This is a genomic window from Labrys monachus (assembly GCF_030814655.1).
GTDB lineage: Bacteria > Pseudomonadota > Alphaproteobacteria > Rhizobiales > Labraceae > Labrys > Labrys monacha.
In genome coordinates, this window is record NZ_JAUSVK010000001.1 from 6,373,252 (window position 1) to 6,392,735 (window position 19,484).

Sequence of the window (19,484 nt, forward strand, 5' to 3'; positions counted from 1 at the left end):
GATGTCCGCTCTCCCTCTCAATGCGCCGCCGGCCCGCTCGCGGCATCGGCGCGCTGGTGTGTGCCGAAGCGTTCGACCATGGTGGCGCTCGCTTCGTTGAGGCCGGCGACGTCGACCTCCGCGCCGTGGCGCCTCAGCTTCAGGACGATCGAATCGAGGGCGCCGATGGCGGTGATGTCCCAGAAATGGGCCTGGCTGAGATCGATGCACACCTTCTTCGGCACATCGAGATAGTCGAAGGCTTCCACCAAGCTGTTGGAGGAGGCGAAGAACACCTGCCCCGCGACGAAATAGGTGCGCTGCGTGCCGTCCTCGGAAAGCTCCGAGCGCACGCTCAGGATGCGCGCCACCTTGGCCGCGAAGAACACGCCGCTGAGGAGCACGCCGACGAGGACGCCCTTGGCGAGGTCTCCGGTCGTCACCACCACGATCACGGTCGCGACCATCACCACCGACGACGACAGGGGATGGGAGCGCAGGCGCACGACCGAGGACCAGTTGAAGGTGCTGATCGAAACCATGATCATCACCGCCACCAGGGCCGGCATCGGGATCTGCTTCACCCAGTCGCCGAGGACGACGATGAGGAAGAGCAGGAAGCAGCCGGCGAAGAAGGTGGAAAGACGGGTGCGGCCGCCGGCGGTGACGTTGATCACCGACTGCCCGATCATGGCGCAGCCGCCCATGGCGCCGAGGAAGCCGGTGATGAAATTGGCGACGCCCTGCCCGACGCATTCACGGTTCCGGTTGCTGGCGGTGTCCGTCATGTCGTCGACGATCTGGGCGGTCAGCAGCGATTCAAGCAGGCCGACGGCGGCCATGGTCAGCGAATAGGGGAAGATGATGCGGAGCGTCTCGAGGTCGAAGGGCACCTGCGGGATGGCGAAGAAGGGCAGGCTTGACGGCAGTTCGCCCATGTCGCCGACCGTGTGCAGCCGGAGCCCGGTGATCATGGTGAAGGCGGTGAGCACGACGATGCTCACCAGCGCCGAGGGAACGCGCTTGGTCAGGAGGGGGAAGAGATAGATGATCGCCAGGCCGGCGGCGACCATGGCATAGGTCTCCCAGCCGACGCCGCGCAATTGCGGCAGCTGCGCCATGAAGATGAGGATCGCGAGCGCATTGACGAAGCCGGTCATCACCGAGCGGGAGACGAACTTCATCAGGAGGCCGAGGCGGGAGACGCCGGCCAGCACCTGGAACACGCCCATGAGGATGGTGGCGGCGAACAGATATTGCAGGCCGTGATCGCGCACGAGCGTGATCATCAGCACCGCCGTCGAGGCGGTCGCGGCCGAGATCATGGCGGGGCGGCCGCCGACGATCGCCGTCACCACCGCGATGGAGAAGGAAGCGTAGAGGCCGATCTTGGGGTCGACGCCGGCGACGATGGAAAAGCCGATGGCTTCGGGGATCAGGGCCAGGGCGACCAGGGTGCCCGACAGCAGATTCGTTGCAATGTCCGCCAGCCATTCGCGGCGGAGGGTCTCCAGAATCCTCATGTTTCGAACCAAATCATCTGCGAGCGCGACAGAAAACCGATGGCCGCCCAACCCGCGAACGGGATGCGTGAGGCGGAATCGCGCTGGGGGTTTCCGGGGGATAGGCGCCCGGCCGAGCCACCCGATCAGATCGGGTCCGACGAAGATCGCCTTCTTGCCCATCTTCGCCGCCGACATCAAGAGGAAGCCGGCCCGGGAGGCCGAAATCCGCCGCACGGCGGCGGCGCCGCCGCCCTTCCCGGCGCCCCGTTTTGCTGATACCCAGCACGCTCCATTTGACTGACAAATGAGCGGACAGCATGAGCCAGCATTCCATCGCGATCATCGGCGTCGGCAAGATCGCCATCGACCAGCATCTGCCGGTCATCGCCAAGAACCCGGCCTTCCGGCTGGCCGCCCTCGTCAGCCAGCGCGGCGTGCAGCAGCCGGGCGTGCCGACCTTCGCCACGCCCGCCGAGCTCTACGCCGCCCTGCCCGATCTCGACGCCGTGGCGATCTGCACGCCGCCGAGCGTGCGGCATGCGGTGGCACTGGAAGCCCTCGCCGCCGGCAAGCACGTCATGCTCGAAAAGCCGCCCGCGCCCACGGTGAGCGAACTCGCCGATCTCGAGCGCCATGCCGGCGCCGGCAAGCGCGTGCTCTTCGCCACCTGGCACTCGCAATACAATGCCGGCGTCGACGAGGCCCGCCGCCGCCTCGCCGGCCAGAAGATCGCTGCGCTCGCCATCACCTGGAAGGAAGACGTCAAGCGCTGGCATCCGGGCCAGGAATGGATCTGGCAACCCGGCGGCTTCGGCGTGTTCGACCCCGGCATCAACGCGCTGTCGATCCTCACCAGGATCGTGCCGGAGCCCTTCTTCGTCAGCGCGGCGAAGCTCGTCTATCCCGCCAACCGCGACACGCCGATCGCCGCCTCGCTGCGCTTCTCCTCGACGGCGGCCGAACCCGGCGCGCCGCTCACGGCCGAATTCGACTGGCGCCAGACCGGCGACCAGACCTGGACCATCGAGATCCGCACCGCGGCGGGCAGCGTGCTCACGCTGATCGACGGCGGCTCGAAGCTCGCCGTCGACGGCACGCTCGTGGTCAGCGAGCCAATGGCCGAATATGAGGCGATCTATGCCCGCTTCGCCGGGCTGCTCGACCGCGGGGAAAGCGCCGTCGACGCCGCCCCCTTCCATCTGGTGGCCGATGCGATGCTGGTCGGCGCCCGCGAGACGACGGACGCGTTCGACTGGTGAGCGCGAGCCGGACGTTTGTCCTCAGGCGCCAAGTTTATGGAAGACGGCGCGATTCCTTCTCCCGACCCCGGGAGAAGGTGGCGCGAAGCGCCGGATGAGGGCCTGAATTTCGACGATTGAAGCGCGATCTTGAGCTGTCCTGTTGAAGTTCAGACCCTCATCCCCCCTGCCGGGACCTTCTCCCGGCAACGGGAGAAGGTGGCTGACCGACGATCGGTAAAAAAGGGAGCGGGCGTCCCGCGGGGCCATCACCCGTAGCGGTGCAGCCCGGCCCCGTGCGACTTCAGCCAGGCCTTGGCCTCGTCGGTGCGCGGGCACAGCGTGCGGCACAGGCGCCAGAAGCGCGGCGAATGGTTCATTTCCTGGAGATGCGACACCTCGTGCGCGGCGAGGTAATCGAGCACGAAGGGCGGCGCGAGGATCAGCCGCCAGGAGAAGGCGAGCGCCCCCGACGACGAGCACGATCCCCAGCGGCTCGCGGTGTCCTTCACGCTCACCGGCCCGTGCTTGACGCCGAGCGCCTGCGTATGCCGGGTGACCGCCGCCTGCAATTCCTTCAACGCCTGCTTCCTGAGCCAGTCGGTCAGCCGGCGCGGCAGATGCCCGGGATCGCCGAACACGGCGAGCACCGGCGGCGAGCCCGCCTCTGGCTTCACCGTGCCGCGTCCCGGCCGATGCTCGATGCGGTGCGGCACGTCGCGCAGGGGCACCATGGCGCCGTCGGCAAAGGCGACGTCCTGCGAGAGCTTGCCGATGCGCAGCGCGATCCAGCCCGCATGCTTGTCGGCGAAGGCCCTGGCGGTGGCGAGGCTGCCCTTCTCGGGCATCGAGAGCACGACGTCACGCTGCGCCGTGCGGACGCGCAGCGTGTAGCGGCGGGCCGAGGCCAGCCGCTTGACGGTGACGGGATAGGTCGCCGTGCCGAGCCTGACCTCGATCTGGATCGGCTCGGGGGGGGAACTGCGACGAAAAAGCGAAATCATGCTCGAATCAGGGTCCGGCCCTATGATAACCGGAATCGGCAAATGACGGGGGACACCCCTATCTGGGGTGTCCGTGCCGGAAATCAAAGATGGACGCCGCATCGTGACAGACCAGTCGGCCGCCTGGTGGCGCCCCTCCGCCCATGAGGATCGCCGTCCCTTCCTGCTCGGCCGCAACCGCCTGATGGCGGCGCTGCGCGCCTTCTTCGCCGCCCGGGACTTCGTCGAGGTCGACACCGCCATCCTGCAGGTCTCGCCCGGCAACGAGACGCATCTGCACGCCTTCGCCACCGATCTCATCGGCCCTGACCTGGTGCCGCATCGGCGCTTCCTGCACACCTCGCCGGAATTCGCCTGCAAGAAGCTGCTGGCGGCGGGCGAACGCCGGATCTTCACCGCCGCGCGGGTCTTCCGCAACCGCGAGCGCACGGCGACCCACCATCCCGAATTCACCATGCTGGAATGGTATCGCGCCGGCGAGCGCTACGAGACGCTGATGGCCGATTGCGCGGCGCTGCTCGCCCTCGCGGCCGAGACCGGCGGGCGGCGCCTGTTCTCGCATGGCGGCCTCACCGCCGATCCCCATGCCGAGCCGGAACGCCTCACCGTCGCCGAAGCCTTCGCGCGCTTTGCCGGCATCGACCTGCTCGCGACCCTCGACGAGGACGGCGCCGGCGACCGTGACGCGCTGGCGGCGGCGGCCCGGCAGGCGGGCCTGCGCGTGGCGGCGGACGATACCTGGTCCGACCTCTATTCCGGCATTCTCGTGCAGAGCATCGAGCCCCATCTCGGCCAGGGCCGCGCCACCATCCTCTACGAATATCCAAGCGCCGAGGCGGCGCTGGCCCGCCGCACCGCCCATGATCCGCGGGTGGCCGAACGCTTCGAGCTCTATGTCTGCGGCGTCGAGCTCGCCAACGCCTTCGGCGAGCTGACCGATGCGGCCGAGCAGCGCCGCCGCTTCGAAGCCGAGATGGCGGAGAAGCAGCGCATCTATGGCGAGCGCTACCCGATCGACGAGGATTTCCTCGCCGCCCTCGCCATCATGCCCGAGGCGAGCGGCATCGCCCTCGGCTTCGAACGCCTGGCCATGCTGGCGACGGGCGCGAGCCGGATCGAGCAGGTGGTGTGGACACCGGTGGCGTAAGGCCGGGCGCGCGACATGAGGCATGAGGGTCGATCACGGATGAACCTTGCCCCTGCGGCGAGCCTACTGCCTGAATCGTCCTATCCGACTTCGGTCAAGTCGCGCGTGTCGCGCGTTGAAGGCGGCGTCGGGCCTCCTTTTATGCGCCGATCTTTTCCTCGAGCTTGCGGATGCGCCCATCCAGGTCTTGAAGCCTGTCTTCCCACTGGATCTCGAAATTGGTCCGGGCGCCCAGCATTTCATCTCTGATGATCGTCGTCAGTTCGTCCGTCTGTTCTCCGGACCGTGCATCGATGGAAGAGACACGAGCATCCACTCGCTCCATGCGGCGGCTCTGAGCGGCGGTGAGTTCGACGAGCTTCGACAAGCTTCGACAAAAGCTGCCCCTGATCACGCAACTGGTTGCGGATCTCCTTGAGCACTTCTGTCAACAGGCCCGTTTCGATATTGTCAGCCATGTCGGTCGCTCATGCGCATACCCGACATGTAGCGCATTCCGTCCTGGGCAACGAAACAGAATTTGGGTCTCACCCCCCGGATCCGTCGTACCAGCATGCGAAAAGAGCCGCTGGCATTCCGAACTCGGCGCCTGTGGAAGGAAGAGCGGGGACAGGCGACGTCGCCAGCCCTGCACCGGGATATCCGCGCTCCCGGGACAGGCGCTATTTCGGGGCGGTGCCGTTGAAGCCCAGCACCTCGCCGGCGAGATAGAGCGAGCCGGTGATCACCACGCGCGGCGCCACCGGAAACGCCTCGTCGGCGATCGCCCTGAGGGCGGCTTCGAGCGAGGCGTGCGGCCGGGCGGCGAGGCCGGCATGGCGGGCGGCGGCGGCGACCTCCTCGGGGGTGCGCGCGGCCGGGCTGTGCTCGATCGGCACGGCGTGCACCTCGCGGGCGAGGCCGGCGAAATTCTGCAGGAACCCGTCCGAATCCTTGGTGGAGAGCATGCCCGTCACCAGCACCAGCGGCCGCGCCGTGCGCTCCTCGAGCTCGGCCAGAGCCTCGGCGAGCACGCGGCCACCGTCGACATTGTGTCCGCCGTCGAGCCAGATCTCCGAGCCCGGCGGCAGCAGGGCCGGGATGGCGCCCTGGTTGAGGCGCTGCAGGCGCGCCGGCCACTCCACCGCCTGCATCGCCCGCTCGAAATGCCTGTCCTCCAGGACGAGGCGGTGCTGGCTGCGCAGGGCGGCGATGGCGAGGCCCGCATTGCGGTGCTGGTGCCGGCCGGCCAGGCGCGGCAGCGGCAGGTCGAGCAGGCCGTCCTCGTCCTGGTAGACGAGGCGGCCATTCTCCTCGTGCACGTCGAAATCCTGACCGCCGATGACCAGCGGCGCCCCCACCCGGGCGGCGACCCGCTCGATCTCGGCCCGGACCTCGTCGACCTGCGGATAGAGGACGCCGGGCACCCCGCGCTTCAGGATGCCGGCCTTCTCCCGCGCGATGCCCGCCAGGTCGGTGCCGAGGAAATCGGCATGGTCCTGCGAGATCGAGGCGATGACGGTGACGAGCGGGCGGTCGATGACGTTGGTGGTGTCCATGCGGCCGCCGAGCCCGACCTCGAGGAGCAGGACGTCGGCCGGGTGGTCGGCGAAGAGCTTGAAGGCCGCCGCCGTGGTGATCTCGAAGAAGGTGATGGGCGCGCCGTCATTGACCCGTTCGCAGGTCTCGAACGCATCGACCAGCGCCTCCTCGCCGACGAGATGGCCGCCGAGGCGGATGCGCTCGTGGAAATGCACCAGATGCGGCGAGGTATAGGCATGCACGCCATAGCCGGCCGCCTCCAGCGCGGCGCGCATGAAGGCGACCGTCGACCCCTTGCCGTTGGTCCCCGCGACATGGACGACCGGCGGCACCCGGCGTTCGGGATGGCCGAGCTGCGCCAGGAGGCGCTCGATCCGCTCCAGGGAGAGATCGATCTTCTTGGGGTGCAACGCCATGAAGCGCGCGATGAAGGCGTCCGACTGCATCATGGGGCTTGGCTTCGGCGGGATGAACGGGAGACGGCGGGCGGCGGCGGAGGACGGCTATGCCGCCTCGCTCGCCGGGGCCCTGGTCATGAGGCGGCACAGCCTGGCCAAAGTGGGCTTCAGCTCGTTGCGGTGGACGACCATGTCGACCATGCCGTGCTCCCTGAGATATTCGGAGCGCTGGAAGCCCTCCGGCAGCTTCTCGCGGATGGTCTGCTCGATCACGCGCGGGCCGGCGAAGCCGATCAGCGCGCCGGGCTCGGCGATCTGCACGTCCCCAAGCATGGCGTAGGAGGCGGTGACGCCGCCCGTGGTCGGATTGGTCAGCACGACGATATAGGGTTTCCTGGCTTCGCGCAGGCGCTGGATCGCCACGGTGGTGCGCGGCATCTGCATCAGCGACAGGATGCCTTCCTGCATGCGGGCGCCGCCGGAGGCCGCGAACATGATGAAGGGCAGGCCGCGTTCGACGGCGGTGAGGAGGCCCTTCACCACCGCCTCGCCGGCGGCCATGCCGAGCGAGCCGCCCATGAAGTCGAAGTCCTGGACGGCGACGGCCACCGGCACGCCGTCCATGGCGCCGACGCCGAGCTTGATGGCATCCTGCATGCCGGTCTTGAGGCGCGCATCGCGCAAGCGGTCGGTGTAGCGCTTCTCGTCGCGGAACTTCAACGGGTCGACCACCACCTCCGGCAGGGCGATGTCCTCCCATTTTCCCTCGTCGAATATCATGGTGAGGCGCTGCGTCGCCGTCATCCGCATGTGGTAGTTCGAGGTCGGGATGACGTAATTGTTCTGTTCCAGGTCCTTGTGGAACACCATCTGCCCGGTCTCCGGACATTTGATCCAGAGATTTTCCGGCGTGTCGCGACGCGAGAAGAAATCCTTGATCCGCGGCGGAACGACGTTAGCGATCCAGTTCATGCAAAACCTCGAAACAGGGCGCCGGCGCCCCGCTCGGGGCTGGCGGCACAGGGCCATGGCGCCGTATGTAGTCCTTCCCGGCCCTTTTGTCAGCGGGCTGGACGCGCGGGCCGGACGCGCGATATGTAGGACGAATTCGGCCAGAAATCTGTAGGAAACACTCGGGAGTTGAAGATGGCGAATGCCATATATCCGGATCTCAAGGGGCGGACCGTCCTCGTCACCGGCGGCGGCCAGGGGATCGGCGCCGCGACGGTGCGGCTGTTCGCCGAACAGGGCGCCAAGGTCGGCTTCGTCGACATTGCCGAAGGGCCCTCGCAGGCGCTGGCCGAGGAACTGAACAAGGCGGGCGGCACCGTTCATTTCGAGAAGGCCGACGTCACCGACATCGAGGCCCTCAAGGCCGCGATCGCCGACATCACCGCCAAGCTCGGTACCATCACCGTCCTCGTCAACAATGCGGCGCATGACCAGCGCCACAAATTCTTCGAGGTCACGCCGGACTATTTCGACGATCGCGTCGCCATCAACCTCAAGCACGCCTTCTTCGCGGCCCAGGCGGTGATCCCCGCCATGATCGAGGCCGGCGGCGGCGCCATCGTGAATTTCGGCTCCTGCTCATGGCTGATGGGCTCGGAAGACCTTACCGTCTATGCCACCCTGAAATCGGCGGCCTACGGCTTCACGCGCCTGCTCGCCAAGCAGTTCGGCAAGGACAATATCCGCGTCAATTGCGTGCTCCCCGGCTGGATCATGACCGAGCGCCAGATCGCGCTGTGGGTCGACCAGGCCGGCGAGGAGGCGATCTTCCGCAACCAGGCGCTCAAGCGCAAGATCCTGCCGGAGGAGATCGCCAAGGCGGTGCTGTTCCTGGCATCCGACCAGGCCTCGGGCATGACCAGCCAGCAGATCATCGTCGACGGCGGCTGGGTCTGAGATGGGCGTGGCGTTCATCGCGGTCGACTGGGGCACGAGCCGGTTTCGTGCCTTCCGGCTCGACGCAGCCGGCAAGGTGATCGACCGCGTGGTCGCCGAGGACGGCATGGCGAACGTGCCGCCGGGCGGATTTGGCGACGTCCTCCAGCGCCATTGCGGCGCCTGGATGGCGCTCGATCCGGATGCGCCGGTGCTGATGGCGGGCATGGTCGGCTCGCGCAATGGCTGGGCGGAGGCCGCCTATGCCCCCTGCCCGGCCTCGCCGAAGAGCTTGGCCGACGCCGTCCTCGCCGTGAGCGAGCGCATTTCCATCGTGCCGGGCGTGATCGCGCGCGGTCCGTCGGGTCCGGACGTGATGCGGGGCGAGGAGACGCTGATCTTCGGTACCGACGTCGTCGACGGCCTCGTCTGCCTCCCCGGCACCCATTCGAAATGGGCGCGGGTCGAGGGGGGCGCCATCACCGATTTCGCCAGCTTCATGACCGGCGAGAGCTATGCGCTCTACCGCCATGAGAGCCTGCTGGCACGCCTGGCCGCCGAGCCGGAGGACCTCACCGGCTTCGACGAGGGGCTCGAAGCGGCGCAGAACGAAAGCGGCCTTCTCAACCGGCTGTTCCAGGCCCGCGCCCGCGTGCTCGACGGCGCGATGACGGGGGAGAAGGTGGGCCCGTTCCTGTCCGGCCTCCTCATCGGCTCGGAGATCGAGGGCGCCTTCCGGCGCTATGGCGGGGAGCACAGGGTGACGCTGGTGGCCGATGGCGTGATCGCCCAGCGCTACGTCGCCGCCCTGCGCGCCCGCGGCGCCGCGATCGAGATCTTCACGCCCGAGCGCGCCTTCCTGTCCGGCCTCGCCGCCATCGCCGCGGCGCGTTGAGGCATGCCCGGACCGATCCATTTCGAACCGTGGCCGGGCATCCACCCGTCCGCCTGCACCCGCCAGGGAGTTTTCCACCGATGAGCCTCACCCTCGACGCCGCACTCGCCGGCATGCCGCTGATCGCCATCCTGCGCGGCGTGAAGCCCGACGAAGTCGAGGCGGTCGCCGAGGCCATCGTCGCCGCCGGCATCCGCATCATCGAGGTGCCGCTCAACTCGCCCGAGCCTTTCGACAGCATCGGGCGGATCGCCCGCAGCCTCGAAGGCCGGGCGCTCGTCGGCGCCGGCACCGTGCTCAACCCCGCCGATGTCGGCCGCGTCGCCGCGGCCGGCGGCACGGTGATCGTCTCGCCCAACACCAATGTCGAGGTGATCCGCGCCAGCAAGGCCAGCGGCCTCCTGTCGCTCCCCGGCTTCTTCACGCCCTCCGAGGCCTTCGCCGCGCTGGAGGCGGGCGCCGATGCGCTGAAGCTGTTCCCCGCCGAGATGGCCTCTCCCGCCGCGGTCAAGGGCCTGCGGGCGGTGCTGCCCAGGGGCACCAAGCTGCTGGTGGTCGGCGGCGTGTCGCCGCAGACCATCCCGCCCTTCCTCGCCGCCGGCGTCGACGGCTTCGGCGTCGGGTCCGACCTCTATGCGGTCGGGCGCAGCGCCGAAGAGGTCGGCCGCCGCGCCGAGGCGCTCGCCGCCTCGGTCAGGGCCGCCCGGGGCTGAGCCATTCTGCAGTTGCGCCGCCGCCGGCAGCGGCTATTTTCAAAGCAAGGGGTCTGAAAACCCTGCAAATCCGGAGGAAATCGACGCATGATCGTCGTTTTTGGTTCTCTCGGCGTCGATCTGGTCACCAATGTGAGCCATATCCCGCATCCCGGCGAAACCGTGCTGTGCGACGGCTATTTCATGGTGCCGGGGGGCAAGGGCGCCAACCAGGCCGTGGCGGCGGCGCGGGCCGGCTCGAAGACCGCCATTATCGGATCGCGCGGCAATGACGGCTTCGCCGATCTCGCCGTCTCCGTGATGGCGGAGGCGGGCGTCGACATTTCCGCGCTCCGCCGCACCGGGCGCCCGACCGCCGTCGCCCTCATCACCGTCGAGGAGAGCGGCGAGAACGCCATCGTCGTCGCCTCCGGCGCCAACCAGCTCACCGATGCGACGCAGCTGGAGGCCTATCCGCTGGCGAAGGGCGACATCGTCCTGCTGCAGCGGGAAATCCGCGACAGCGAGAACTTCGCCGCCATCGCCCAGGCCAAGGCGCGCGGGGCGCGCGTCATCCTCAACGTCGCGCCGGCCGGGCCCATTCCCGCCGACATGCTGCGGCTGCTCGACGATCTCGTCGTCAACGAACACGAGGCGCTGGTCGTGGCGCGGGCCGCCGGCATCGACGTCGCCGATCCCGAGGAGGCCGTCAGGCTGATCAGCGAGCGCTTCGGCTGTGCCGCCATCGTGACGCTCGGCGCCGACGGCGTCGTCGGCTGGATCGACGGCGTGCGCCGGTCGGCTCCCGCCCTGAAGATCGTACCGGTCGACACCACGGCCGCCGGCGACACCTTCACCGGCGCCTATGCCGCCGCGCTCGAGCAGGGCTTCGGCTTCACCGAGGCGCTCGCCCGCGGAGCGGCTGCCGGCTCCCTCGCCTGCACGCGGCCGGGCGCGCAGTCCAGCATTCCCACCAAGGCCGAAATCGACGAAAACACCCGGGGCCTTTCGGCCTGAGCCCCATCCGGCGACGGCATCGGGCCGGCGGCCTCCGCCGACGGCCCGCAATCGCGCTTGTTCCGCCTGCGCCGGCATGGTACCCGCGCTCGAACCTTCCGAACCATCTTCCAAGGCAGCGGCGATACGTCGCGAGACAGGGAAACGACAATGGCGACCGAACCGCAGAACTCCAACGGCCCCGACCAGGGCCAGGAAATCCAGCCCTCCATCAATGTGCTGGCGCAGTACATCAAGGACCTGTCCTTCGAGAACCCGAACGCGCCGCGCTCGCTCGGCAACATGCAGAACTCGCCGCAGATCAGCCTGACGGTGAACGTGAACGGCAAGCCGCTCGGCGGCGCCGATTATGAAGTCGAGCTGTCGATCGAGGGCGGCGCCGGCGAAGGCGCGGGCACGCTGTTCAAGTTCGAGCTGCTCTACGGCGCGGTGATTCGCCTCGCCGGCATTCCCGACGACAACGTCCATGCGATGGTGATGATCGAAGGCCCGCGCCTGCTCTTCCCCTTCGCCCGCCAGATCATCGCCGACGCCACCCGCAATGGCGGCTTCCCGCCGCTGATGATCGACCCGATCGACTTCGTCGCCCTCTACCGCAACCGTCTCGCCCAGGTGCCGCCGGCCGCCGGCCAGGCCTGAGGCGACGCCCGATTTCCCCTTCCCCCCGCCGGGGAAGGGGTTGGAGGGTCGCCGTGCCTCTGCCCGCCTCGCCCGTGATCCCTCCCGGCCCCGAGAGGCAGGCGTCGCGCGTGCGGCCTTGAAGTGCTTTGTGCCGCCTATCGCCATGAGCGCAGCGCCTCGTGTGCGCTGAAGGCTGGCCCCTTTGTTCAGGCGTATTTCTTCCAGATCGCGTTGTCGCCGAGCGCCGCGACGAAGGCTTCGTGCGCGGCGAGTTCCGCCGCCAGCAGGCGCGAGGGCAGCGGGACCGGCCGCGGCCCGGCCGCCCCGGCGATGGCGCGCGCGACGACGGCCGCGGACGCCGTGGCGAGACCGAGCGTCGTCTGCCGCCCCCCGGTCAGCTCGATATAGACCTCGGCCAGGATCTCGGCGTCGAGAAGGGCCCCGTGCTTGACGCGCTTCGAGTTGTCGATGCCGTAGCGCTGGCACAATTCGTCGAGCGAGGCGCGGGCGCCGGGGTGCTTGCGGCGGGCCATGGCGAGGGTATCGATGACCCGGTCCATCGGCAGCACGGCCTGATTGACGCGCTTCAGCTCGGCGTTGAGGAATCGCATGTCGAAGCCGGCATTGTGGATGACCAGATGCGCCTCGCCGACGAAGGCGACGAACTCCCCGGCGAGTTCCTTGAAAAGCGGCTTGTCCGACAGGAATTCCTTCGACAGCCCGTGCACGGCGAAGGCTTCCTGCGGCATGTCGCGTTCAGGATTGAAATATCGGTGCCAGGTCACGCCGGTCGGGAGGCGGTCGATCATCTCGATGCAGCCGATCTCGACCAGCCGGTGCCCCTCATTGGGGTCGAGGCCCGTGGTTTCGGTATCGAGGATGATTTCACGCATGGCGACTCACAGGGTCGATGACAGGGCCGCTATTATGGCAGCGACCTGCGCCTCGGCAAAGACGAGGCCTCGGCTGCTGTCGATGAGAAAATGGGCGCGACGGCGCTTTTCCACATCGGGGATCTGGCGCCCGAGGATGGCGGCATAGCGCCGCTCGTCCATGCCCGGCCGGGCCATGACGCGCTCGCGCTGGATCCAGGCCGGCGCGGTGACGACGGCGACCGCACGGCAGCGCCGGTCTGCGCCCGTCTCGAACAGCAGGGGGATGTCGAGCACCACGAGCCTGGCCCCCTTCTGCCGGGCAGCCTCGATGAAGTCGCGCTCGGCCCGCTGCACCAGCGGATGCACGAGATCCTCCAGGCGCTTCATCGCTTCGCCGCTGCCGAACACCCTCTGACCGAGCCGCAGCCTGTCGATGGCGCCATCGACGACGACGCCCGGAAATGCCGCCTCGACCGTGGCGACGGCGGGGCCGGCATAGAGCCGGTGAACCGTGGCGTCGGCATCGTGCACCGCGACGCCACGGGCCCTGAACATGGCCGCCGTCGCCGACTTGCCCATGCCGATCGATCCGGTGAGGCCGAGGATGAAGGTCACGGCAGATCGCTCCTCTTTAGCCGGCAAACGAAGCATAGCGTCGGCCCGCGAGCCGGTCAGCTCGCTTCGATGTCGGCGATGATCAGGGCCCGCAATTCCTCACTGACGACCGGCCTGACGCCGAACCAGCGTTCGAAGCCGGACACCGCCTGATGCAGCAGCATGCCGAGGCCGTCGACCGTGCGGTAGCCCGCGCGGCGGGCCTTCGCCAGCAGCGGCGTCTCCAGCGGCACATAGACGATGTCGGTCACGAGCGCTGCCCCGGGCAGACGCGAAAGATCGATGTCGAGCGGCGGCTGCCCCTTCATGCCGAGCGAAGTGGTATTGACGAGCAGATCGGCGCCCGCCAGGGCGTCCTCCATCGCCTGCCACGATAGGACACGTATTTTCGGACCGAAATGAGACGCGAGCGTCTCGGCCCGCTCGATCGTCCGGTTGGCGAGGGCGATCTCGCCGAAACCGCGCTGCAGCAGGCCGTAGAGCACCGCGCGGGCGGCGCCGCCGGCGCCCAGCACCACGGCCCGGGGCGGGCCTCCGCCCGAAGCGGTCCGGTCCCATCCGGGCGCCGATTGGTCGAGATTGGCGAGGAAGCCGGCGACATCGGTATTGGCACCCTTCAGAACCCCGCCTTCCAGCCACAGCGTGTTCACCGCGCCGAGCGCCCGGGCGACGGCATCCTCGACCACCGCCCGTTCGAACGCCGCCTCCTTGTGCGGTACGGTGACGTTGCCGCCGGCAAAGCCTTGGGCGCCGAGGGTGTCCAGGAAGGCGGGGAAGGCATCGGGCGGCACGGCGACGCGTTCATAGCTGCCCTCGAGGCCCAGGCCGCGCAGCCAGAAATTATGGATGAGCGGCGAGCGCGAATGCGCGATGGGGTAGCCGACGACGAAGGCGCGTTTCATGAGGATTCTTGCGATGCGGGTGAGGTGAGGGCCGATCTCGGCCCGGCGATGTGCGCCCTGCCATTGTGCGTGGCTTTCGCTGCCGGCTCAAGCGCCGCTAGCCCTCGACGAGCCCGTTCCGACGGAGGTCGGCCAGCAGGGCCAGGAGCGGCAGGCCGAGGATGGTGAAGTAGTCGCCATCGATGGCGTCGAACAGCGTCACCCCGAGGCCTTCGAGGTGATAGCAGCCCACGCTGGACAGAATCGCCTCGCCCGCCCGCTCCAGATAGGCGTCGAGAAAGGCATCCGAAAAGTCCCGCATCGCCAGATGGGCCGAAGCCACGCCGCTCGCCAGCACGCCGCCGTCTCGCGCCACGGCGAAGGCCGAATGCAGCGCATGGCGCCTGCCGCGCAGCCGCAGCAGCTTGCCGCGGGCCTGCGCCATCGTCGCCACCTTGGAGAAGCGCTCCCGTCCGAGCGCCATGGTCTGGTCGGCGCCGATGACGATGCGGCCCGGCTGGCCGCGCGAGACCGCAAGCGCCTTTTCCCGCGCCAGGCCCAGCGCCACCGCCTCGGGAGCGAGATCGTCGGCTTCCCACCCCCGCTCCAGCGCGCGTTCGTCGATGGCCGCCGGCAGGATGTCGATGTCGAGGCCGGCGGCCCGCAGCATGGCGATGCGGGCGGCGGATTTCGAAGCGAGGATGAAAGGAAGGCCGGACAGGGTCATGTCTCCACGATGAGGGAGCGGCGATGGGCCCGCAGCAATCCCTGGATCGCTGCGGCGGTTTCCTCGATCGAACGGCGCGTCACGTCGATCATCGGCCAGCCGCGCTGCGAGAAGAGCCGGCGCGACTGGGCGATCTCCTCGGAGACCAGCATACGGTCGGTATAGGCGATGACGTCATGCTGCGGATTGAGGCCGAGGATGCGGTTTTCGCGGATCTGCACGATACGCTCAGGCGAGGCGTAGAGGCCGACGATCAGGGGTCGGCGCAGCCGCTCGACCTCGATGGGCAGGGGGATGCCGGGGACAAGCGGGATATTGGCCGTCTTCACGCCGCGATGGGCGAGGTAGATCGAGGTCGGCGTCTTGGAGGTGCGCGACACCCCGATCAGCACGACGTCGGCTTCGTCGAGGTCTCCCGTCATGAGGCCGTCATCGTGCAGCATGGTGAAATTGAGCGCGTCGATGCGGCGGAAATAATCGGCGTTCAGGACGTGCTGCGCGCCCGGCTTCACCATCACTTCGGCGCCAAGATAGGAGTTGAACAGGTCGAAGATCGGCTGCAGCACGGAGATCACCGGCGAGCCGATCTCCCGGCAGGTCCGCTCCAGCCTTTCGGACAGCTCGCGCTCGACCAGGGTGTAGAGCACGATGCCCGGCGAGTTCTCGATTTCGGCGATCGCCTTGTCGAGATCGCGCTGGCTGCGCACCAGCGGATAGACATGTTCCAGCGCCGAGATGGCCGGATACTGGGCGGCGACCGCCCGCCCCGCCATGATCAGCGTCTCGCCGGTCGAATCCGAAACCAAATGGAGATGGAAGAAACTTCTCGCGGCCATGGCTTGGCGTAACCCGGGACGGCGCTGTGGACAAGTGTGGAAAACCGCCCTCCCCCGGCCGCGCCGGCGAGCGCCTGTGGATGACCCCGCTTATCCATCAACAGGCTGGCGACTCTGGATGAGATTCACCGGGCCCGGATGAACAAGACTCATAAGTCTTCCGGGGAGCTCCGGCGCGAACGCGCGGGGCTCCGATGCAAGCGATTGACTCTGCGAGCCAATCGATGCCCACGACAGGGCCGTGCCGGCACGCCTTCAGCTCCGGCCGGAGAGGTCGAGACAGGGCGGCCGCCTGTGCATAGATTGTGGACAGCCAGGAACCACGGTAAACGACCCGTTAAGAAGAAAGAGAATTGAAGATTCATTTCTTTAATTTTTTATGAAGGCCGGGACATTTTGTCGGCGCGTCGGACCGATTCCGGCGTAGACCGCCGTGTCGCGGCCGCTGGCCGAAGGAAAGTTCCATCGCAATGACCAAGCCTCCGCAATGACCAAGCCTCTCCTGGACGTGCTTTCCGGCCGGACACCATCCCGGCCGCCGGTGTGGCTGATGCGTCAGGCAGGACGCTATCTGCCGGAATATCGCGCCATTCGCGGCCGGGCTTCGGGCTTTCTCGATTTCTGCTACACACCCGAACTCGCCGTGGAGGCGACGCTGCAGCCGATCCGGCGCTTCGGCTTCGACGGCGCGATCCTGTTTTCCGACATTCTCGTCGTGCCCGACGCGCTCGGCCAGAAGGTATGGTTCGAGGAGGGCGAGGGCCCGCGCCTGGAGCCTGTCACCGGCCGGGGCGATCTGGCGGGGCTGCGGGACCAGATCGACCTCGATCACCTGGCGCCGGTTCTCGAGACGGTGCGCCGCGTGAAGGGGCAATTGCCGCCGGCGGTGACGTTCCTGGGCTTTTGCGGCGGTCCCTGGACGGTCGCCACCTATATGATCGCCGGGCGGGGCGTCAAAGACCAGGTGCCGGCGCGGCTTGCCGCCTACCAGGATCCCGACTTCTTCGCGGCGCTGATCGACCGCCTCATCGAGGCCTCCATCGATTATCTCTGCGCCCAGATCGAGGCGGGTGTCGATGCCGTGCAGATCTTCGACAGCTGGGCAGGGATCCTGCCGCCGGACGAGTTCGAGCGGTGGGCGATCGAGCCGGCGAGGCGCATCGTCGAGGGCGTCCGGGCGCGCCATCCGCTCGCACGCATCATCGGATTTCCGCGCGGCGCCGGCTCGCTCTATGTCGATTATGCCCGCGCGGTCGATGTCGACGCCATCGGTCTCGACTGGTGCGTCGATCCGGCCTGGGCGGCGGCGAATGTGCAGACCCTCAAGCCGGTCCAGGGCAATCTCGATCCGCTCGCTCTCGTTGCTGGCGGCGATGCGCTCGACCGCGCCCTCGATCGTATTCTCGGCGCTTTTTCAGGCCAGCCATTCATCTTCAACCTCGGCCATGGCATCGTGCCGCAGACCCCGATCGCGCATGTCGAGCGGATGCTGGAGCGAATCAGGGCGCAAGCCTAATAGGCTGGGGGAGAGCCGCTTCCCGCCGGGGCGGCCTATCGGGTGCAAATTCGGGAGCGGGATATGAGCTACGGCAGCACGGGCTATGATTTGCTGAAGGCCGCCCATATCATCGCCGTGATCGCCTGGATGGCGGGCATGCTCTATTTGCCGAGGCTGTTCGTCTATCATGCCGAGGCGCAGAAGGGTTCGATCCAGAGCGAGACCTTCAAGGTGATGGAGCGGCGCCTGATGAAGGCGATCATCCTCCCCTCGATGATCTTCACTTGGCTTTTCGGGCTGTCGCTGGCCTATTTCTCGGGCTTCTACACGGCGCCCTGGCTGCACACCAAATTCCTGCTCGTCATCATTCTCTCGGGCGTGCACGGCTGGTTCTCCAAGCTGGTGAAGGATTTTGCCGCCGATCGCAATGTCAGGTCCGCCCGATTTTATCGGCTGATCAACGAGATTCCGACCGTGTTGATGATCCTGATCGTGATTCTGGTCGTGGTGAAGCCTTTTTAAGCGGCCGGGCGGCGGGAGCCGCTTGCCGCCGCTGCGGCCGGGCTGTATAAGACCGATCTCCTCCCATTGCAGGCTGGCGTCTTGAGGTTGTGGTTCGAGCCCGACCAAGGCGCCGACGCAAGGCTCCTCGTCTGGCGATCAAAAGACCTGCTTCTCTGAAATCTGTGATTCCGCGCCCGCTTTTTTGGCGCGCTGTGAAGTGAATCCCCCTCACAAGGACTCCCCATGCGGGAAATCAAACTTCAGGACCTCAAGTCCAAAACCCCTATGGAAATGCTTGCCTTCGCCGAAGAGCTCGAGGTGGAGAACGCCTCCTCGATGCGCAAGCAGGAATTGATGTTCGCCGTTCTCAAGCAGCTCGCCAGCCGCGAGGTCGAGATCGTCGGCGAGGGCGTCGTCGAAGTGCTGCAGGACGGCTTTGCCTTTCTCCGTTCGCCGGAAGCCAATTACCTGCCCGGCCCCGACGACATCTATGTCTCGCCCTCGCAGATCCGCAAATTCGGTTTGCGGACCGGCGACACGGTGGAAGGCAATATCCGCAGCCCGAAGGACGGCGAGCGTTATTTCGCGCTGCTCAAGGTCAATACGATCAACTTCGAGGACCCGGAAAAGACCAAGCACAAGATCAATTTCGACAATCTGACGCCGCTCTATCCCAATGAACGGTTGAAGCTCGAAGTCGGCGACCCGACGCGCAAGGACTATTCCTCCCGCGTCATCGACATCGTCGCGCCGATCGGCAAGGGACAGCGCGCCCTCATCGTCGCCCCGCCCCGCACGGGCAAGACGGTGCTGCTGCAGAACATCGCGCAGTCGATCACCGCCAATCACCCCGAATGCTATCTGATCGTGCTGCTGATCGACGAGCGTCCGGAAGAAGTGACGGACATGCAGCGCTCGGTGAAGGGCGAGGTGGTATCCTCGACCTTCGACGAACCGGCGGCCCGCCATGTGCAGGTCTCGGAGATGGTGATCGAGAAGGCCAAGCGCCTGGTCGAGCATGGCCGTGACGTCGTCATCCTCCTTGATTCGATCACCCGTCTCGGACGCGCCTACAACACGGTGGTGCCCTCCTCCGGCAAAGTGCTGACCGGCGGCGTCGACGCCAACGCCCTGCAGCGGCCGAAGCGCTTCTTCGGCGCGGCGCGCAATATCGAGGAAGGCGGATCGCTGACCATCATCGCGACCGCGCTGATCGAAACCGGCTCGCGCATGGACGAAGTGATCTTCGAAGAGTTCAAGGGAACCGGCAATTCGGAAATCATCTTGGACCGCAAGGTCTCGGACAAGCGCGTCTTCCCGGCGATCGACATCACCCGCTCGGGCACCCGCAAGGAAGAGCTGCTGGTGGCACCCGACATCCTCAAGAAGATGTATGTCCTGCGCCGCATCCTCAACCCGATGGGCACCGTGGACGCCATCGAGTTCCTGCTCGACAAGCTGCGGCAGACCAAGCAGAACGCCGACTTCTTCGATTCGATGAACACGTGATCCTCCGATTCGGCTCCGGAACGGAGCCGCTCCGGCTCGGAACAGGCCGAGCCGGACGGTCGCGGAAGGGGAATCGGTCTCCCGGCTCGGCACTCTCATTCTCGCCTGCTCTCCGGCGGGTCGTCGCTTGAGCAG

Annotated in this window: 20 protein-coding genes and 1 other annotated feature; of the genes, 10 read left to right on the forward strand and 10 right to left on the reverse strand. The window is 67.3% G+C overall.

The genetic code is table 11. The annotated features are described in order from the left end of the window. Window positions 1-17: 17 nt before the first annotated feature. Entirely contained in the window at window positions 18-1,502 is a 1,485-nt protein-coding gene (locus J3R73_RS29035) for a SulP family inorganic anion transporter (protein ID WP_307435676.1), read from the reverse strand. A gap of 87 nt (window positions 1,503-1,589) precedes the next feature. Next, window positions 1,590-1,643: a sequence feature (sul1 is cis-regulatory element that is thought to sense ions involved in sulfur or methionine metabolism; They are found in Alphaproteobacteria), on the reverse strand. Between the two features lie 158 nt (window positions 1,644-1,801). Here J3R73_RS29035 and J3R73_RS29040 point away from each other — a divergent pair. Then, the gene (locus tag J3R73_RS29040) at window positions 1,802-2,743 is read left to right on the forward strand and encodes a Gfo/Idh/MocA family protein (RefSeq protein ID WP_307435680.1); all 942 of its coding nucleotides are present in this window, start codon (window positions 1,802-1,804) and stop codon (window positions 2,741-2,743) included. A gap of 248 nt (window positions 2,744-2,991) precedes the next feature. On the opposite strand, the gene J3R73_RS29045 is transcribed toward J3R73_RS29040, so the two are convergent. Then, the gene (locus J3R73_RS29045; RefSeq protein WP_307435683.1) at window positions 2,992-3,726 is read right to left on the reverse strand and encodes a M48 family metallopeptidase; all 735 of its coding nucleotides are present in this window, start codon (window positions 3,724-3,726) and stop codon (window positions 2,992-2,994) included. A 103-nt stretch (window positions 3,727-3,829) separates the two neighbouring features. Here J3R73_RS29045 and epmA point away from each other — a divergent pair, with 103 nt between their 5' ends. Further along, the gene (gene epmA, locus J3R73_RS29050) at window positions 3,830-4,873 is read left to right on the forward strand and encodes an EF-P lysine aminoacylase EpmA (protein WP_307435687.1); all 1,044 of its coding nucleotides are present in this window, start codon (window positions 3,830-3,832) and stop codon (window positions 4,871-4,873) included. Between the two features lie 139 nt (window positions 4,874-5,012). On the opposite strand, the gene J3R73_RS29055 is transcribed toward epmA, so the two are convergent. The 3 genes from J3R73_RS29055 to accD form a co-directional block, all read right to left on the reverse strand. After that, entirely contained in the window at window positions 5,013-5,240 is a 228-nt protein-coding gene (locus J3R73_RS29055) for a hypothetical protein (protein WP_307435690.1), read from the reverse strand. A 295-nt stretch (window positions 5,241-5,535) separates the two neighbouring features. After that, the gene (locus J3R73_RS29060; RefSeq protein ID WP_307435693.1) at window positions 5,536-6,843 is read right to left on the reverse strand and encodes a bifunctional folylpolyglutamate synthase/dihydrofolate synthase; all 1,308 of its coding nucleotides are present in this window, start codon (window positions 6,841-6,843) and stop codon (window positions 5,536-5,538) included. 54 nt (window positions 6,844-6,897) lie between these two features. Beyond that, a complete protein-coding gene (gene accD, locus J3R73_RS29065; protein WP_307435697.1) occupies window positions 6,898-7,764 on the reverse strand; it encodes an acetyl-CoA carboxylase, carboxyltransferase subunit beta in 867 nt (288 codons plus the stop codon). Between the two features lie 174 nt (window positions 7,765-7,938). On the opposite strand from accD, the gene J3R73_RS29070 reads away from it, so the two are divergent. From J3R73_RS29070 to secB, 5 genes are all read left to right on the forward strand, one after another. After that, window positions 7,939-8,700: an SDR family NAD(P)-dependent oxidoreductase gene (locus tag J3R73_RS29070; protein WP_307435699.1), complete on the forward strand. Its 762-nt coding sequence runs from the start codon at window positions 7,939-7,941 to the stop codon at window positions 8,698-8,700. Window positions 8,701-8,707: 7 nt separating this feature from the next. Next, window positions 8,708-9,574 (forward strand): 2-dehydro-3-deoxygalactonokinase, encoded by an 867-nt coding sequence (locus J3R73_RS29075; protein WP_307435703.1) that lies wholly within the window; start codon window positions 8,708-8,710, stop codon window positions 9,572-9,574. 80 nt (window positions 9,575-9,654) lie between these two features. Then, entirely contained in the window at window positions 9,655-10,287 is a 633-nt protein-coding gene (locus tag J3R73_RS29080; protein WP_307435706.1) for a 2-dehydro-3-deoxy-6-phosphogalactonate aldolase, read from the forward strand. An 87-nt stretch (window positions 10,288-10,374) separates the two neighbouring features. After that, window positions 10,375-11,283, forward strand: coding sequence for a ribokinase (locus J3R73_RS29085; RefSeq protein ID WP_307435711.1), 909 nt, complete (start codon window positions 10,375-10,377; stop codon window positions 11,281-11,283). Window positions 11,284-11,433: 150 nt separating this feature from the next. Then, window positions 11,434-11,922 (forward strand): protein-export chaperone SecB, encoded by a 489-nt coding sequence (secB, locus tag J3R73_RS29090; RefSeq protein ID WP_307435715.1) that lies wholly within the window; start codon window positions 11,434-11,436, stop codon window positions 11,920-11,922. A 188-nt stretch (window positions 11,923-12,110) separates the two neighbouring features. Here secB and dnaQ read toward each other — a convergent pair whose 3' ends face one another. From dnaQ to J3R73_RS29115, 5 genes are all read right to left on the reverse strand, one after another. Beyond that, complete coding sequence (gene dnaQ, locus J3R73_RS29095; RefSeq protein WP_307435718.1) at window positions 12,111-12,797, reverse strand: DNA polymerase III subunit epsilon; 687 nt, start codon at window positions 12,795-12,797, stop codon at window positions 12,111-12,113. Between the two features lie 6 nt (window positions 12,798-12,803). Beyond that, window positions 12,804-13,430 (reverse strand): dephospho-CoA kinase, encoded by a 627-nt coding sequence (gene coaE, locus J3R73_RS29100; protein ID WP_370880039.1) that lies wholly within the window; start codon window positions 13,428-13,430, stop codon window positions 12,804-12,806. Window positions 13,431-13,450: 20 nt separating this feature from the next. After that, complete coding sequence (locus J3R73_RS29105; protein WP_307435725.1) at window positions 13,451-14,296, reverse strand: shikimate dehydrogenase; 846 nt, start codon at window positions 14,294-14,296, stop codon at window positions 13,451-13,453. A gap of 97 nt (window positions 14,297-14,393) precedes the next feature. Further along, window positions 14,394-15,002, reverse strand: coding sequence for a Maf family protein (locus tag J3R73_RS29110; RefSeq protein WP_307435728.1), 609 nt, complete (start codon window positions 15,000-15,002; stop codon window positions 14,394-14,396). Beyond that, window positions 14,999-15,838 carry a pyruvate, water dikinase regulatory protein gene (locus tag J3R73_RS29115; protein WP_307435732.1) on the reverse strand — a complete coding sequence of 280 codons (840 nt, stop codon included), beginning with the start codon at window positions 15,836-15,838 and terminating at the stop codon, window positions 14,999-15,001. The genes J3R73_RS29110 and J3R73_RS29115 overlap by 4 nt, the downstream gene beginning before the upstream one ends. A gap of 487 nt (window positions 15,839-16,325) precedes the next feature. Between J3R73_RS29115 and hemE the strand changes: the two genes are divergently transcribed. The 3 genes from hemE to rho all read left to right on the forward strand — a co-directional run bounded on the left by hemE (window position 16,326) and on the right by rho (window position 19,349). After that, window positions 16,326-17,354, forward strand: a complete 1,029-nt coding sequence (gene hemE, locus J3R73_RS29120) for a uroporphyrinogen decarboxylase (RefSeq protein WP_307435736.1) — start codon at window positions 16,326-16,328, stop codon at window positions 17,352-17,354. A 63-nt stretch (window positions 17,355-17,417) separates the two neighbouring features. Continuing rightward, window positions 17,418-17,858 carry a protoporphyrinogen oxidase HemJ gene (gene hemJ / locus J3R73_RS29125; protein WP_307435738.1) on the forward strand — a complete coding sequence of 147 codons (441 nt, stop codon included), beginning with the start codon at window positions 17,418-17,420 and terminating at the stop codon, window positions 17,856-17,858. 225 nt (window positions 17,859-18,083) lie between these two features. After that, entirely contained in the window at window positions 18,084-19,349 is a 1,266-nt protein-coding gene (gene rho / locus J3R73_RS29130) for a transcription termination factor Rho (protein ID WP_307435740.1), read from the forward strand. Window positions 19,350-19,484 lie beyond the last annotated feature (135 nt).

Excerpts from the sequence above, each read along its gene's own strand:
- J3R73_RS29035 (WP_307435676.1), bottom strand. The coding sequence starts at position 1,502 with ATGAGGATTCTGGAGACCCTCCGCCGCGAATGGCTGGCGGACATTGCA.
- J3R73_RS29040 (WP_307435680.1), top strand. The coding sequence starts at position 1,802 with ATGAGCCAGCATTCCATCGCGATCATCGGCGTCGGCAAGATCGCCATC.
- J3R73_RS29045 (WP_307435683.1), bottom strand. The coding sequence starts at position 3,726 with ATGATTTCGCTTTTTCGTCGCAGTTCCCCCCCCGAGCCGATCCAGATC.
- J3R73_RS29060 (WP_307435693.1), bottom strand. The coding sequence starts at position 6,843 with ATGATGCAGTCGGACGCCTTCATCGCGCGCTTCATGGCGTTGCACCCC.
- accD (WP_307435697.1), bottom strand. The coding sequence starts at position 7,764 with ATGAACTGGATCGCTAACGTCGTTCCGCCGCGGATCAAGGATTTCTTC.
- J3R73_RS29070 (WP_307435699.1), top strand. The coding sequence starts at position 7,939 with ATGGCGAATGCCATATATCCGGATCTCAAGGGGCGGACCGTCCTCGTC.
- J3R73_RS29080 (WP_307435706.1), top strand. The coding sequence starts at position 9,655 with ATGAGCCTCACCCTCGACGCCGCACTCGCCGGCATGCCGCTGATCGCC.
- J3R73_RS29085 (WP_307435711.1), top strand. The coding sequence starts at position 10,375 with ATGATCGTCGTTTTTGGTTCTCTCGGCGTCGATCTGGTCACCAATGTG.
- secB (WP_307435715.1), top strand. The coding sequence starts at position 11,434 with ATGGCGACCGAACCGCAGAACTCCAACGGCCCCGACCAGGGCCAGGAA.
- dnaQ (WP_307435718.1), bottom strand. The coding sequence starts at position 12,797 with ATGCGTGAAATCATCCTCGATACCGAAACCACGGGCCTCGACCCCAAT.
- coaE (WP_370880039.1), bottom strand. The coding sequence starts at position 13,430 with ATGCTTCGTTTGCCGGCTAAAGAGGAGCGATCTGCCGTGACCTTCATC.
- J3R73_RS29105 (WP_307435725.1), bottom strand. The coding sequence starts at position 14,296 with ATGAAACGCGCCTTCGTCGTCGGCTACCCCATCGCGCATTCGCGCTCG.
- J3R73_RS29110 (WP_307435728.1), bottom strand. The coding sequence starts at position 15,002 with ATGACCCTGTCCGGCCTTCCTTTCATCCTCGCTTCGAAATCCGCCGCC.
- J3R73_RS29115 (WP_307435732.1), bottom strand. The coding sequence starts at position 15,838 with ATGGCCGCGAGAAGTTTCTTCCATCTCCATTTGGTTTCGGATTCGACC.
- hemE (WP_307435736.1), top strand. The coding sequence starts at position 16,326 with ATGACCAAGCCTCTCCTGGACGTGCTTTCCGGCCGGACACCATCCCGG.
- hemJ (WP_307435738.1), top strand. The coding sequence starts at position 17,418 with ATGAGCTACGGCAGCACGGGCTATGATTTGCTGAAGGCCGCCCATATC.
- rho (WP_307435740.1), top strand. The coding sequence starts at position 18,084 with ATGCGGGAAATCAAACTTCAGGACCTCAAGTCCAAAACCCCTATGGAA.